A 16,167-nucleotide genomic window follows, 5' to 3' on the forward strand; every position below is an offset into this window, starting at 1 on the left:
AAATACAATTGAAATACAGTTGAAATAAATTCCCACATCAGGCCTAAAGTAAAAAACTAGGCCTGATGCTAGGAATCTATATCGCCGAAGGCATTTATCAATTTATTAAGCGCAGCATATATCACTTCAAGAATACATTTTTTCCCTCAATGCCTTGATTTCTTCTGATTCCAGATAATCGTCGTAAGGCATTCTACGATCAATAGTTCCTTTTGGCGTAAATTCTATTATCCGATTGGCCGATGACTGTACAAAAGCGTGGTCATAAGAAGTCATCAAGACAGTACCCTGATATTCAATGATGGCATTGTTGAATGCAGTGATAGATTCTAGATCCAAATGGTTGGTGGGCTCATCTAAAACCAAAAGATTCGGGTTTTGAAGCATCATTTTTGAAATCATACACCTGACTTTCTCTCCCCCGGAAAGTACAGATGATTTCTTAAGCGTTTCCTCACCTGTAAATAGCATTCTTCCTAAAAATGTCCTTACATAAGCTTCCTCCTGATTGGAAGAATATTGTCTTAGCCAGTCAATCAAATTAAGCTCTGAGTTGAAAAATTTTGAGTTGTCATTAGGTAGATATGCTTTATTGATGGTTACACCCCACTTGAAGCTGCCCTTTTGAAGAGGGATTTCTTCCATGATTGTTTGGAAAAACTTGGTTACAGCTTGTTTGGTCTTGGAAATAAAGGCAATCTTATCACCTTTATCTACCATCAAATTGACATCTGTAAAATAGATGGCATTTTCATCCTTCAATTCAAGACTCTCAGTCATAAAAATCTGATCTCCAGCTTCTCTTTCAGGTTTGAATTGGATTCCAGGATACTTTCTTGTTGAAGGTTCTATATCATCTACATTGAGTTTTTCCAGCATTTTCTTTCTGGCGGTAGCTTGCTTGGATTTGGCCACGTTTGCTGAAAATCTCGCAATAAATTCCTGAAGCTCTTTTCGCTTTTCTTCTACTTTCTTGTTTTGATCAGACCTTTGTTTGGAAGCCAATTGCGAAGATTCATACCAGAAGGTATAATTTCCTGAATAAATTTTGATTTTTCCAAAATCAATATCCACAATATGGGTGGAAACTGCATCCAAAAAGTGCCTGTCATGCGAAACTACAATGACCAAGTTCTTAAAGTTTACTAAAAAGTCCTCCAGCCAGTTGATGGTTTCAGAGTCCAGGTCATTGGTAGGTTCATCAAGGATCAAGATATCCGGATTTCCAAAAAGTGCCTGAGCTAATAGAACCCTTACTTTTTGGTTACCGGCAAGTTCTTTCATTGGAAGGTAATGCAGGTTTTCAGATATACCCAAACCGGAAAGCAAAGCTGCTGCATCCGATTCTGCATTCCATCCGTCCATTTCTGCAAATTCTGCTTCAAGTTCAGAAGCTTTGATCCCATCAGCTTCAGAAAAATCTTCCTTCATGTAGATGGCATCTTTTTCGGCCATGATCGCATAAAGTTTTTTATGACCCATAATTACAGTCTTCAAAACTTCAACTTCGTCAAACTCAAAGTGATTTTGTTTTAAGACTGCCATTCTTTGCCCAGGAGTAATGTTGATGTTTCCTGAGGTACTATCTTGCTCTCCTGAAATGATTTTCAAAAATGTTGATTTTCCGGCACCATTTGCACCGATTACACCGTAGCAGTTGCCAGGTGTAAACTTTAAATTTACGTCTTCAAATAAGGTTCTTTTGCCAAACTTTAGAGAGAGATTATCTACTGAAATCATGGAGTTCTTTTTAAATTTTAGAGGTGCAAAGATAGTCAAATCTTAAAGAATCAGTAAATATCCCTGCTTTTTACAAAGTATTTCCCAAAATAAAAGTGCTGGATTGTAGACAATCCAGCACTTTTATTTTCCAATTTTGCATTAATTTTTAAAAATCAGTGCCAGCATTACTCAAATCAATCTTTTCGATCCAAATATTTCTGAATAACACGCTATGTCCCTCAGCCTGAAGTTTGATGCCTCCAAGTGTGTCTGTGATCCCCTTTCCACCATCATTTCCTCCATCAATGCCTGAATTGGGACCACCCCAGACTTGTTGGATTGCTTTATCCTTGTGAATTTTTTTACCATTGAAGTAAATGGTAGCTCTTGCTTTTTCTTTCAACTTTCCATCCTCAAACCGGGCTGCTTTGAATTTGATATCATAGGCATTCCATTGGCCTGTTCCATTGTATGCTTCCTGCTCAGGTAAGTGCTCGTTGATGATGGCCGCCATACCATGAAGCCCATAGTCTCCATCTAGGATCTGTATCTCATACCTGTTTTGTAAATAAACACCCGAGTTGCCACCTTCTTCCTCTACCAAAAATTCCACATGAAGCCTAAAATCTCTAAACTCATCTTTTGTCACTATATCAGCAGCCCCATATTTTCCACCTGCACCTGCCGGGTCGTTGCTGCTCATGACTGTTCCCTCATCAATTGGATCTCGGACTATTTCCCATTTAATTGGCATTTCAGCAGCTAGTCGAGGACCTTTCCAGTAGGTCCATTTTTCATCCAGCATTTTTCTGCTTCCGTCAAAAAGTATCTCGGCATTATTTGGTTTTTCAACTCCGACTCCGGTCTGAGCATTTATGTTAAATACCACTCCAATGATCAAGGTAAAAACTAAGGCAATTTTCTTCATAGGTTGATTTAGATTTTGCATTGAATTTAGTCAATTCATAGAATTTGTTGTGTAAAATTTACACAAACATCCAATTTACCAATTTGATCCTTTGAAAGGCTGTTTTTCTCTTTATATTTAAACCGGAATCAAATGTTATGACAAAGAATAAATTTAGTAGCCTAATACTCTTTTGTTTCTTCTTATCCTGCACCGCAGGAGAAAATCATGATATCTCTGTTCAAGAGCATCAGGAACAAGTAGATGCTTGGCATGAAAGTCAAATGGAGTTTTTGCAGTCGGACCAAGGTTGGCTCAACCTCATCGGGTTGATTTGGTTGGAGAATGGTGTCAATACTTTTGGGGCTGAGATGGAAGAATTAAGTCTTGACGCCAATGTTTTTCCTGAGAAAATCGGAAGCTTTATCCTGGAAAACGATAAGGTATATTTTGATCCTTTGGTAGAAGGGGTTGAGTTGGAAAACATAGCAATAGATAGTAAGAAGTTGGTATTTGATATCAATGCTGGAATAGACAAACGTCAAAATTTTAAAAACCTTCAATGGAACATTATTAAACGAGGAGACTCTTTTGGAGTAAGGCTACGTGACCTTCTAGCAAAGGATGTAGTTGAATTTGCTGGGGTGGATAGATTTCCTGTCGACCTTAAATGGAGAATTAAAGCAAAATTTATTCCTTACAACCCGATCAAAGAGGTGATGATTACCAATGTAGTGGGACAGGTAAGCCCCAATGCTTCTTCAGGCTACGTGGAGTTTGATTTTGAAGGTAAAACATACAAAATTGATGCATTGGCCAATCCTGATGATGTTGAGCTATTCTTAATGTTTGCAGATGATACCAGTGGAGAAAGTACATACGGTGGAGGAAGGTATATGTATGTAGACAGGGATTTTGAGTCTGATGAGATTTTATTGGATTTTAATATGGCCTACAACCCCCCCTGTGTTTATACTGCACATGCCACTTGTCCACTTCCGCCTAAACAAAACGTCTTGGATTTGGCTATTATGGCGGGCCACAAAAACTTTGGTAAACACTGATTAGGCTGCTTCCTCCAGATCTTGGGTTTCGGTGACTTTATATTTTTTCACTTTGGCAATGTTTTCCAAAAAATCTATGGTTTCATCAAGAACGCCTTGCCAGTCTTTTGAAGTAATATCAGAAGCAATTACATGATCTCCTGACCCAGGAAATGCAATTTTTTTCTTCAAAGATTCCGGTGTGGAAACCAGCTCAAACATTTCAAGCATTTTAGGCACTGAAACTACAAAATCCTGTTCTTTGTCATTTTTATAATAATAGCCTAAAAATAAAGGTTGCTTGATTGCCTTAAATGTATCTTCAGTCATCTTACTACGAAGTAAAACTGCTAAACTCGTGAACGAATTAACGTGATATTCTTCTGACCAATATTTTGCCTTTTCACCCTCTCTAGGCGTTATTCGGACTCCATTTTTATAGAGGTAATTCTCAGCCAAATACTTTGACCAAGGTTTAAAGAATTGTTCCAAAGCATCCCCACCTTCTCTGATAGCAGGGGAATAAAGGATCAGGGCCTTCATATCCGGCCTTTCTGAGGCAAGCATTATGGATAAGGCCCCTCCCATGGAAGTGCCCACTACAATTACAGAGTCACCCAGACTTTTACCTATCATATAAGCTTCACGCACATCATCTGCCAATTTCTGAGCGGAGAGGTGCTTGAATGCATCGGGACGGGAAATTCCATGTTCTGGAAGCCTGACTAAATAAAGGTTGGCACCAAAATATTTCCCAAGCTCCCGATTGACCGGGCTTCCTTCCATTTCACTTGCTCCAAAGCCATGAATGTAGACTATGGAGTAGGGTGTTTTTCTTTTGTGAATGCTATCAGCCCAAATTATTTTTGCTTCATTGCCGGGCTTTAGCCCTTTGACAGTATCTTCCTTTGTCTGGATGTATGCTTCGAGATCTCCCACTCTTGTTGGTACTTCAGGATATTCTCCTGTTAGGGATTGCGTTTTTTCTTTTGGACCTAGCATATAAACAAATGCCAGAATAACAGCTGCCGACAATAAAAAAACAAGGATTTTTTTTAACATGACGAATGGATGAGGCTTTCTGAAGCTTGTGAGTTTCTAAGTGTTTTAACAGACTCAAATATACTTTTTTCAAACCTTATTTCTTTTCTATTGTAAAAAAGCTTTTTCTTTCTTTTCAAGTTGCTCAAACTCGAAGTGATGGTTTGCCTGCAGGTTCTCAAAATACTGGCAAGGTCTTCATGGGTAAAAAAATTAGGCATGCTGTAATATACTCCAGTATTTTGTCCGTAAATCAAACAAAAGTCTGAGAGAAGATAAAATATTCTTTCAGACATATCCAAATCATAATTTTTCACTTTTTGTTGATGTATTCTTTGCAGTCTTTGGTTATAATAATCCATCATTAACCATGGTAAATAATGTTGTTGCGTGTGATTTAAAAAATGAAGAGGTAGGCTATAAACCTCCGAATATTTGAGGTTTTCAAGAAAAAAGAGATCTGTTGATTTATAGTTGTTTTGTTGGGCAAGAAATAATTCTCCTTTGAAAATCAGATCGGTATTTACCTTAAGTCCACTTTCATTGATTGCAAAAATCTTTGCAATTCCAGTTCTGACCCAGATTAATTCCGGAGAATATTCTAAATACGGATTTAACTGAATTTTGTCAACTTTCCTGCCGATCATTGTCATCAGCTCTAAAACTTGGGCCAAAAACTCTTCTTTGTCTAACATGGCAGTGAAATTAAGCCAAAGCTGTTTTTTTGATGTAAAGGAAAAATTAAGTTTTTGGGTTTTGATGTTAAATTAATAATAAGAAAAAAGAGCGGCAAAGATTTACCGCTCTTTCGATATTTGAGAAAAAGGTGCAATTTAAAAAGTGTACCTTGCTCCAATCTGTACTTGGAAAGGAGGATTAGCTCTTACCGTTTCCCCAAAGGTTGGGTTTACTCTATAGGCATATTGTGGTCTACCTTGTGCAGTTGCAATAGGATCAAGCCCCAAAGTTTGAAGCAATACCTGATTACCACCTGGCACCGTAGGAGCGCCCCCCCATTCTCTGTTAAGCAGATTGGTGAAATTGAATACCTCTGCAATAAGCTCTAAGTTTCCTTTACCCATAGATTTGATAATGCTTTGGTCAATGTTGAAAGTGAAGCGGACATCTACATTATGCCAAAATGGATTGTAGATTTCATTTCTTGGAGCTATTTCTTCAAGATTGTCAACTAACAAGCCTCTGGCAATATTATCTGGGTTGGCAAGTACTCCTTCCATACCCTCAGCAATGAGGTTTTCAAAAGGTGTTGCATTTGGATTGCTCCTGATTGTTTCTGGATTGAATATGAAAGCTCTTTTATTAGCATTGATCAATAATCCAGCTCCATCACCTACAATATCACCAAAGACTAAGGGTGTCCAAGGTAGACCTGACTGACCAACATATCTTGCAGAGATTCTCATGTTTTTAAATGTTGGAGAAGTACCAAATAGGACAATTTTATGTCTAAAGTCAGTATTTGCTCCTCCTCTGTTTGCCACAAGGTCTCTAGGGTCATCTACAATAGCTGTCAATACAGAAGTCCTTGCTATACAACAGTTGTAAGAATTGTTGTCCTCGGTTCTGTTGATTGTGAAAGTCCCCGTTATGCTTCCTCCTTTCGCAAAAACGTATCCTGATTCGAAAATTATCCCTCTCTGCCAAATATCAGAGTCACCATTCAATTCCAAAACTCTACCCAAATTAGGGTTGGCATTGACAACTGAAGGGTTGATAGGGTAAACAACTACCCCTGGATTGGATAGATTAACATTAGTAATCTGATCTGGGTTAGCATACACGCCTCTATTGTTTTCATTTCCCAGTCTAAATGCAAAATCTTGTCTAAGATTCAAATCCTGATAGCGGTAATTGTTAAGTGTTCTCGCAAAATAGGCATTGGCACCTACATAAAACTCGTTAGTAAGGAAGCGCCTATAGGCCAGATTTCCCTTCCAAGTGTAAGGAGCCTCAAAGTTTTCTCCGATTAAATTGATATAAGGTGACCTTCCAACTCCTCCGGCCGGAACACCTGGAACAGATGCAGGATCTGCAATGTATCTTGGAAAGTCAGGCATTGGTACATCCTGACCAGTGAGTAACAAATCAGTAAGCTGAGTACCTGATTGGAGAATATTAGAAAGCTGGGCCCAATGGACAATATTTGCAGAGTATCCACCAATTCCGAATTTCAGGACATTTTTTTGGTCTTCATTGAAATCATAAACCAACTGGAACCTTGGCTGGATATTGTTATAATCTCTGGCCACTACATCGGTTCTTCTGCCAAGCTCATTTTGTACTAATGGATTGAACTCAGGGGTAGTCAAAAACACTGTTGCATCCCACCTCAAACCAATCATTGTACTTAACTTATTGGTAATATTAGTTTCTGCTTGCACAAAGGCAGAGAGATCCAAGGCTGTCTGTCTTAATTTGGGAGCATACCTTCCATCAGGATTATTAGGTACCAAGCGGGAATATTGGAAAGCAACCCCTTCTTCTAACGCATCCAAGCTGGCAAATTGGAATAATCCACCTTGTTCGTTGGTGTTGAGCGTATTAGTAAATGTAGCCATGTTATCCGTACCAAAAGTCCAGAAAATTTTACCCGTTTGTAAATATGTAGTGTTGATCAATTGTAATTGTTGTTCTCCTTGCTCCTCAGGTGCGATTCTATTCCCACCAAATTGGAATTGTCTAAAAAGTCTAGTGCCGTCTTCTTGAAAGGATTCAATTCCAACAAAACCTCTTGGAGCAAAGGATCTTGCAGGGAAGTCTCTCTGGGCTCTTAGGTATTGAAACTTGAGTTCATTGGTAAGTTTTGAAGAAAATGATGACCTCAAAGCCAATTGGCTATTTGCTCCAAAAATCTTGATATCACCTCTTGAATCAGCCAGAGCAGTAGCGTCGCCCCCGATGACAAATTCATTTTCTCCCCAAAAGAAATTATTTCTGAATGTCAACTTATGGGTGTCATTGATTTGCCAATCCAGCCTTGCAAAAACAGTCCTGTTTGTAGGCCTTCTGTTAAATAATCCAGTCTGCTGTCTATTGGGATCAAGTCCGTATCTCTGCTCTAGGATGTTGATAAACCTGTCCAGACTTTGTTGGGTAATCTGTTCAAGACGCTCGGTTTGTTGATCTCTGACATCGATGATTGCAAAAGGCTCACTCCTATCTTCAAAATCCAATGCGGTAAAAAAGTGTAGCTTGTCTTTGATAATTGGTCCACCTAATGAAAAGCCATATTGATTGACATTGAAGTCATTGATAGGCCTGCCAATATAATCTTCGTCAGCGGTGAGAGCTTGATTTCTATTGAAGAAAAATGCTGAACCTGAAAGTTCATTGGTTCCAGACTTGGTCACCACATTGATTGCACCTCCACCTTGACGACCTTCCATGACATTATATTCATTGGTAGTGACTTCATATTCACGGATTGCTTCCATAGATACTGTGTATTGTGATATCAACCCGCCATTCATCATAAATCTTTGGTTTCCTCCATCCAAGGTGATAGCTGTGGAGCTGACTCTTGTTCCTCCAATAGCTAGCGAACCTCCTGGAGATGTGGTAGGTGCAAGGTTTGCTAAGTCTTGAAAACTTCGGCCATTGGTAGGCATGAACTTGATCTCAGTCATACCTAATCTGGTTCCAGATCCAATAGGTGAGACCCTGTTTGGAGAATAATCATCTGCACTAATGACAATGGTCTCTAATGTGCCCTCACCGTCTCTTAGGTCAAAGTCAACCCTGACCTGATCTCCTAGGTTCAATTGGTAGCCGACCTTTTCTTGACTTCCCTCGCCCACAAAGGACGCTTTGATACTGTAAGGCCCCCCTAAAGGAACCTGATTGATTTGAAACCTTCCATCCAGATTGGTTACCGATCCTGTTGTAAATCCAGTGGATTCATTTTTGAGAATGACATTGGCTCCTGGAAGGGTTTCACCCTCAGAAGAGCGCACTACTCCGAAAACCGAAGCTGATGCAGACTGGCCAAAACTCTGGTTTACTGCTAGCGATAAGAAGCTAAAGAGCCAGGCCATTAAGAGTAAAGATTTTTTCATTTTGGTAGTTTTTTTAATGATTCAGATATAAAACTACCGTAGATGGCAGGCTCTCGATTGTCGTTTAGCGACAAATGAGCATTCTTAACCTATTCGTAATTTTCAGGAAATTTTGAGTAAATATTGTTACTTTGGAATTAGTATCGTCAACCTCGTATACCTAGCGAAAATTAAAATTGTTTTCTTTGTTTCTTTTGACAAGTCAGTATAGGCCGCCTTGGAGAGACTGCTCAGAGTTCAAAAGTGTAAGAGATGCCTGTATGAAATAATAGAACCGCTGATGAAAGGATAATTCCAGCGATGTAAGTTGCCGGGATTTTTTTTGTTTGATTTAGTGAGTATTACAAACTTTTTGAATATTTGTGTAAACTTTTCGTAAGTGAAAGTCGTTATCGCAGTGTTTTGGATAAATCAATGGAAAGTATACTTCAAAAAATCAGGGTAGATGTCAATGAGGACATTTTTCTGAAAGATCCCTTTAGTTCCGACTTAGGTAAGGAGATTATTTCCCAAAGCGTCAATATGTTGATTGATTTGGGTTTTGAGCAATTTACATTCAAAAAGCTTTCCAGTCATATAGGCTGTACAGAATCTGCTATTTACAGATATTTTGAAAACAAGCATAAGTTGTTGCTGTACCTAACTTCTTGGTATTGGGGATATCTGGAGCAAAATCTGGTATTTGCGATAGCCAATTTGACGGATTCCAGAAAGAAATTGAAGATTGCCATTAAGATTTTGGTTCAAGGCCCTATCTTCACCCAAAATGATTTTATCAACCCCCTTCAACTCAGAAGATTGTTAACAGACGAAGCTACAAAGGCAATTATGACCAAAGAAGTAGATGAAGAGTATAGAAAAGGTTTCTTCAATCATTATCACAAATTAGGAGAAAGAATAGCCAAGCTTGTTCTTGAAGTCAACCCGAGGTTTGAATTTCCAAAAACCTTAGTGTCAACCGTAATGGAATCAAGCTTGATGCAGTCCTTTTATTCAAGGCACCTTCCCGCACTTACAGAGCATCAACCGGGAGATGAGCGTAGAATTGATTTTTTCAACAATTTAGTCTTCAAAACCATAGAAAATGAAAATTGATTATACCATGACACCTTTGAGGAGGTTTTTCAAACTACTCAAGGAAGAGAAAAAAGAAGTTTACGCAATTTACTTCTATTCACTGCTTAACGGTGGGGTTTCGTTGATTCTTCCCCTAGGTATACAGGCAATTGTAAACTTTGTACTCGGAGGAAGGGTCAGCACGGCATGGCTGATAATGGTCTTAGTGGTGGCCATAGGGATCACTTTTGGAGGCTTTTTACAAATCTCCCAGTTGTATCTGACGGAAAAACTGGAGCAGAGAATTTTTACCAAAACAGGATTTAGCTTTGCTTATAGGCTTCCCAGACTTAAACTTGATGAACTCCGTGAAAAGCATCCACCTGAATTGGTTAACAGGTTTTTTGATGCTGTTAATTTACAAAAGGGGATGGCCAAAATCCTGATTGATTTTTCATTTGCTACAGTGCAGATTTTTTTCGGGATGATCTTGTTGGCACTTTACAATGTATTTTTTGTGATTTTCAGTGTGATACTACTGGCTTTGGTTGCAGTAATATTTTACTATACCAGCCCAAGAGGTATGGAAACCAATCTGAAAGTTTCTACTCAAAAATATAAGACGGCATATTGGTTAGAGGAAATTGGAAGAACCATGGCTACTTTTAAGCTTGCAGGCAATTCCAAGCTTCCTTTCAACACAATTGATAAGCTTTTGGAATCCTATGTAGATTTTAGGAATAAACACTTTGCAGTACTTGTCCTTCAGTATAAAGTAATGATTGTCTTCAAAGCTCTGATCGTTACGACATTGTTGGTTGTAGGTAGTTTGTTATTGATTGACGATCAGATCAGTATTGGTCAATTTATCGCTGCAGAGGTAATTATCATTTTGATCGTAAGCTCGGTAGAAAAAGTCATCCTTTCTTTGGAGACTGTCTATGACACATTGGTTGCTACTGAGAAAATAGGACAGATTATGGATTTGCCAATGGAGCGTACTTCAGGTACTGAAAAGTCATTGATCACAGATTCTAAAGGATTGAATTTTGAAATCAGAAATCTTACATACAAGGGGAACAAAGCAGAAAGCAATGTGCTGGATGATATTTCCTTTGAATTGGGCTCAGGTGAAAAAATCATCCTTACAGGTAATAGTGGTGCAGGTAAAAGTACCATGTTGTACCTGATGGCTGGACTATACAGTGATTACAATGGCAGAGTGATAGTCAATGGGCTACCAATTGATACCATGAACCTTGATAAGTTCAGAAGTTTTATTGGAGATAGCCTTTCTTATCAATCCATTTTCCATGGGAGTATTTATAACAATATCACTTTGCAAAAAGAAGTGGAAGAAAAACATGTCAGGGACATCATTGAGATAGTAGGACTTAAGGAGTACATCTATCAACTTCATGATGATTGGGATACTGTACTACTCCCTGAGGGCAAAAACCTGAGCAGATTGATCATCAGTAGGATAATTCTAGCCAGATGCTTGGTCAATCACCCAAAGGCAATTCTTTTGGAGGACATAGTTTCTCCTTTTGAAGGTGAGGAAAAAGAAAGGATTTTGGATTACTTGATCGATAATGATTGGACAGTAATCATGGTCAGTCAGGATGAAGACATCATCAAGAGGTTCTCCAGAGTAATTGAATTACAGGACGGGAGATTGAAATTCGATGGAAATGCTGAAGTTTATTTGGAAGGTAAAAGGAAATAACCCGATAGATTATGATTGATATTTCAAAAAATAAAATTGGGGAAAAGGCCACATTCAGTGGTTATAAGAGCTTGGGAATGTCATTTCCCAAAGACGAGGCCAGAAAAAGAATAAGGATTCTCGTTTGGTTTTTGGTAGGAGGATTTCTGTTTTTGTTTCTTCCTTGGACACAGAATATTCGGTCCAATGGTTTTGTGACAGCTTTGAGACCGGATCAAAGACCACAGACAGTTCACTCTATCATTGCCGGAAGAATTGAAAACTGGTATGTGTCAGAAGGTGACTATGTTCAAAAGGGAGATACGGTATTAATGGTATCTGAGATCAAAGATGATTATTTTGATCCTCAACTTTTAGAAAGAACTCAGCTTCAGGTCAATGCAAAAAATCTCTCAGCTCTATCTTACTCCGAAAAAGTAAAGTCGCTTGAAGTACAAATACAAGCTCTGAAAGAGAATAATGTTCTCAGAAAAGAACAGGCAGAAAACAGGCTTAGAATGGCGGAGCTTCAGGTGACTTCAGACAGTATTCGTTTTGAGCAAGCTAAGGTAAATTTCAAAATTGGGGAGGATCAGTTACGACGGGCTAAAAATCTGTACGAAGAAGGCTTGAGGTCATTGACGGATTTCGAACAGAGGGAGTTGAGGTTTCAGGAAGTACAGGCGAGTATGATTGCTGCAGAAAATGATCTGCTAAAAAGTCAAAATGCCAGAATTGCAGCTATGATCGAGTTGAATGCCATTGATAATGATTTTAGAGATAGAATGGCAAAATCTACGGCAGATATGTATGAGGCTATGTCAGCGAGGTATGATGCCGAGGCCACCGCTACCAAGCTGGAAAATCAATATACCAATTATGAAGTTAGGACAGGATTTAGATATATCCTGGCTCCGCAGGAAGGATACATAACAAGGGCTATCCAGGTGGGTATTGGAGAGACCATCAAAGAAGGAGCTGAAATCATAAGTATACTTCCTGCGAATGCACAATTGGCTGTAGAGATGTATGTATCCCCTGTTGATTTTCCATTGATGAGAATAGGGAATAGAGTAAGATTTATATTTGATGGTTGGCCTGCTATCGTATTCTCGGGCTGGCCTCAGATCACCAATGGTACTTTTGGCGGGGTAGTTCATGCTATTGATAATTTTTCAGGTCCTGATGGGAAATACAGAATTCTGGTCGTTGAAGACCCTCAAGACAAGCCTTGGCCTGATGCGCTTAGAATTGGTTCAGGGGCAGATGGGATCGCTTTGCTCAATGATGTTCCTTTATGGTACGAGTTATGGCGGCAGCTCAACGGCTTCCCACCAGATTATTACACTGCAAGACAAAAAAGCGAAAACCGAAAGTAGATTTAGACCATGCGGCTGATACTATCAATAATTACTTTTCTATTGATTTCCAATTCTCAGGCTCAAGAGTTGTTGACCTATGAGGATTATATGCTTTGGGTTAGGGACTTTCATCCTGTGGCCAAGCAGGCTGATATCACCTTGAGGTTTGGTGAGCAGGAACTTAGAGCTTCCAGAGGGGCTTTCGATCCTGTGGTCTTCATGGACGTCAATGCCAAAAGGTATAACAGCACCAATTATTATGACCGAAGAGAAGCAGGTATCAAAGTTCCCACCTGGGGTGGTGTAGAATTGAAAGGTGTTGGAGAACAGAATAGAGGCGTTTTTCTAAACCCTGAAGAAACAGTCCCTGAAAGTGGCTTATTGGCTTTGGGTGCTTCGGTGAATATTGGTCAAGGTTTGTTTATTGACCGCAGAAGAGCCGCTCTCAGGCAGGCTCAGATTTATAAAGACGCTACCCAGGCCGAAAGAGAATTGATCCTCAATGATTTATATCTTGATGCAACAGAGACGTACTGGCTTTGGGCGGCAGACTATAATAATCTGAATGTAGTTCAAGAAGGTCTCCGATTAGCCGAAATGCGGTTTGATATGATTAAGGAAAGTTATATTCAGGGTGATTTTCCTGCAATAGATACAGTAGAGGCTTACACGCAAGTGATGGATAGGCTTTATAGGTTTCAGCAAGCTGAAATCAATTTCTTTCAATCAACACAGATGCTTAATACCTTCCTTTGGGATGGGAATGAGGAACCGGCAGAGCTATTGGGAGGAGTGATTCCAGAAAATGTATTGGAAGGTTTTGTTTTTGATTACAATAAGGAATCTTTGAGGGAATATGTGGCAAGCCATCCTGAACTACAGCTGACAGATTTTGATATTGCTACTTTAGAGGTGGAACGGAGGTTCAGAGCTGAAATGCTCAAGCCAGTACTTCGCGTAGACTATAATTTTTTGACTACCACAATCAATGAAATCCCCACCAATAATTTTTTCGTCAATGACTATAAATGGGGCCTGACATTTTCAACTCCCTTATTTCTGAGAAGGGAAAGAGGAAATCTTGGTTTCACAAAAGCAAGGATTGATTTTAAAAATTATCAAAGGGATCTGAAGTTTTTGCAGTTGAGAAATAAACTCGAGACTGAAATTTTCAATTTTGAAACCGTTGAACAACAGTTGGTCACCTTCACCAATAATGTCACTGGACTTCAGAGATTGTTAGATGGAGAAATGAAAAGGTTTGAAATAGGTGAAAGTTCACTTTTCTTGGTAAATGCAAGGGAGGTAAGTTTGTTTCAGGCACAGCAGACCCTCAATGAGCTTGCGGCAAAAAGAAAAACAGCTTATGCCAAAATGCTGAATGCAGCAGGTCTTGGCTTTGATCCGGAATAGAGAAATATTAACTGTAAACACGAAACTTGGCCGGCGTTAAAATAAGAAACAGATTAAGTTTAATTTCCGTCATTAAAAATAAAAATCCCGCTCAAACTTGGTTTGGCGGGATTTTTTGATGTTGTCAATATTGAAAATGCTTATTGAGTACATTCAATTTTTAAGAGACCAATATAAACTTAATTGGCTTCTCATCTTTAGAATCAAATTATAGACTGAAACCTTCTCTGTATTCCCTTTTCACAAATTGATTGGCAGGTTCAAAATTGGTTATTTTCATATTTGGACCATCCCATACCAGTTTAATACCTCTTCCCGGATAGTCAAACCTGTTCGGATTATTGCTTTGAGGTACCCTGTAATCATAACTTCTGATAGCCAAATTACCCATAAGGACTGATTCAGTCAAGGGGCCGGCAACTGAGAAAGGAGAGCTTAACTTTTTGTATGCATCACTGCCATATCCAGCAATACATGCTTCCACCCAGTTATTGTAATGTCCTCTATCTCCTCCAGGTACCCTATACTCAGTTTCAGGCACATTGATGTCAGTGGTCAGAGAGGTAGGCAATAATTTGGGGTCCCGTCCGTAGGTACCGCACATCATTTTTCCCTTGGTACCCTCTATGATGACACCATTTCCACCATCTCCCATAATTTCGTTTGGCCCAAGTTCTTCCGGGCGGGCAGGTTGTATTCCACCATCCATCCAATGAAATTGCAAATCTTCCTTTCCATCTCTTTTGAACCTGAGTGTAATATGAGAAGAAGGAGGGCAGCTTTCTGGGAAATAGCCTCTTTGGAATTCCCCGACATAGACAGACCCTACGCTGCATTCTGCTGATTCAGGATATCCAAGCCCTAAGACCCTAAATGGAGGCTCCATGATATGGCAGGCCATATCACCTAAAGCTCCTGTACCATAATCCCACCATCCTCTCCAATTAAAAGGAATAAGGTTTGGTACATATTCTTTGTAAGGAGCAGTGCCCAGCCAGAGGTCCCAATCTAAGTCAGCAGGAGGAGTAGCTGTGGCTTCAGGCCATGGAATACCTTGTGGCCAAACAGGTCTATCCGTCCAGCAATATACTCTAGTAGCTTCTCCGATAAGTCCGGCATTGTACCACTCTACCATTTTTCTGACACCTTCACCAGAAGAACCCTGATTTCCCATCTGGGTGACCACCTTATACTGATCGGCTGCTTCTGTGAGGACTCTAGCCTCATAAATGTCATGTGAGAGTGGCTTTTGGACATAGACATGTTTCCCCATTTTCATGGCCATCATAGCCTGAACAGCGTGCATGTGATCAGGGGAAGATACTGTGACGGCATCAATGTTGTCGCCTTCTTTGTCCAACATCTCCCGATAGTCTCTATAATATTTGGCCTTTGGATGTGCTTCGACACTTTGTTTAGCTCTGGTATCATCCACATCACACAATGCGATGAAATCAGCCTTACCACTAGCAAAAACCCCACGAACATCATTTCCGCCCATTCCACCTACTCCAATCCCGGCGACCCTAAGTCTGTCTGAGGGAGCAATAAAACCTGGACCTCCCAAAACATGGCGGGGTACAAAGTAAAATCCAGCCAAAGCAGTGGCAGAAGCTTTGATAAAGTTCCTTCTTGACCCTAATGCTTTTGGCAACTCTTCTTTCTTCATTCTATCTGTCTTTATTGTTATCGAATTCTTTTTTTCCAAATTTCTAATTTATCAAAAAAATGAGCTTATCCGTTTTATTATTTTTCATTTGGTAAGTATGGAAAATAAAGCGGATAAATGGATTTATTGAGAGCTTGAATTAACTTTTAAATAAACGGTAAATACTTAAGA

At 39.4% G+C, this 16,167-nt stretch carries 11 protein-coding genes; 5 read left to right on the forward strand and 6 right to left on the reverse strand.

The features are described from left to right. Positions 1-126 precede the first annotated feature (126 nt). Both A33Q_RS04330 and A33Q_RS04335 read right to left on the reverse strand, forming a co-directional pair. Positions 127-1,740: an ABC-F family ATP-binding cassette domain-containing protein gene (locus tag A33Q_RS04330; protein WP_009032283.1), complete on the reverse strand. Its 1,614-nt coding sequence runs from the start codon at positions 1,738-1,740 to the stop codon at positions 127-129. A 148-nt stretch (positions 1,741-1,888) separates the two neighbouring features. Beyond that, entirely contained in the window at positions 1,889-2,650 is a 762-nt protein-coding gene (locus A33Q_RS04335) for a 3-keto-disaccharide hydrolase (RefSeq protein ID WP_009032284.1), read from the reverse strand. Positions 2,651-2,787: 137 nt separating this feature from the next. Between A33Q_RS04335 and A33Q_RS04340 the strand changes: the two genes are divergently transcribed. After that, the gene (locus tag A33Q_RS04340; RefSeq protein ID WP_009032285.1) at positions 2,788-3,693 is read left to right on the forward strand and encodes a DUF1684 domain-containing protein; all 906 of its coding nucleotides are present in this window, start codon (positions 2,788-2,790) and stop codon (positions 3,691-3,693) included. On the opposite strand, the gene A33Q_RS04345 is transcribed toward A33Q_RS04340, so the two are convergent. From A33Q_RS04345 to A33Q_RS04355, 3 genes are all read right to left on the reverse strand, one after another. Then, positions 3,694-4,734, reverse strand: coding sequence for an alpha/beta hydrolase (locus tag A33Q_RS04345; protein WP_009032286.1), 1,041 nt, complete (start codon positions 4,732-4,734; stop codon positions 3,694-3,696). Beyond that, positions 4,728-5,408 carry a Crp/Fnr family transcriptional regulator gene (locus A33Q_RS04350; protein ID WP_009032287.1) on the reverse strand — a complete coding sequence of 227 codons (681 nt, stop codon included), beginning with the start codon at positions 5,406-5,408 and terminating at the stop codon, positions 4,728-4,730. Before A33Q_RS04350 ends, A33Q_RS04345 begins: the two co-directional genes overlap by 7 nt. A gap of 138 nt (positions 5,409-5,546) precedes the next feature. Continuing rightward, the gene (locus A33Q_RS04355; RefSeq protein WP_016254658.1) at positions 5,547-8,789 is read right to left on the reverse strand and encodes a TonB-dependent receptor; all 3,243 of its coding nucleotides are present in this window, start codon (positions 8,787-8,789) and stop codon (positions 5,547-5,549) included. 414 nt (positions 8,790-9,203) lie between these two features. Between A33Q_RS04355 and A33Q_RS04360 the strand changes: the two genes are divergently transcribed. From A33Q_RS04360 to A33Q_RS04375, 4 genes are read left to right on the forward strand one after another with little or no spacing between them, the layout of a single operon-like run. After that, positions 9,204-9,884, forward strand: a complete 681-nt coding sequence (locus A33Q_RS04360; protein WP_009032289.1) for a TetR/AcrR family transcriptional regulator — start codon at positions 9,204-9,206, stop codon at positions 9,882-9,884. After that, entirely contained in the window at positions 9,874-11,574 is a 1,701-nt protein-coding gene (locus A33Q_RS04365) for a peptidase domain-containing ABC transporter (protein WP_009032290.1), read from the forward strand. Before A33Q_RS04360 ends, A33Q_RS04365 begins: the two co-directional genes overlap by 11 nt. An 11-nt stretch (positions 11,575-11,585) precedes the next feature. Next, positions 11,586-12,932, forward strand: a complete 1,347-nt coding sequence (locus tag A33Q_RS04370) for an HlyD family secretion protein (protein ID WP_009032291.1) — start codon at positions 11,586-11,588, stop codon at positions 12,930-12,932. Between the two features lie 9 nt (positions 12,933-12,941). Continuing rightward, complete coding sequence (locus tag A33Q_RS04375; RefSeq protein WP_009032292.1) at positions 12,942-14,327, forward strand: TolC family protein; 1,386 nt, start codon at positions 12,942-12,944, stop codon at positions 14,325-14,327. 208 nt (positions 14,328-14,535) lie between these two features. On the opposite strand, the gene A33Q_RS04380 is transcribed toward A33Q_RS04375, so the two are convergent. Further along, positions 14,536-15,996 (reverse strand): Gfo/Idh/MocA family protein, encoded by a 1,461-nt coding sequence (locus A33Q_RS04380; RefSeq protein ID WP_009032293.1) that lies wholly within the window; start codon positions 15,994-15,996, stop codon positions 14,536-14,538. Between the last annotated feature and the right edge of the window lie 171 nt (positions 15,997-16,167).

It is taken from the genome of Indibacter alkaliphilus LW1 (assembly GCF_000295935.2).
Classification (GTDB): domain Bacteria; phylum Bacteroidota; class Bacteroidia; order Cytophagales; family Cyclobacteriaceae; genus Indibacter; species Indibacter alkaliphilus.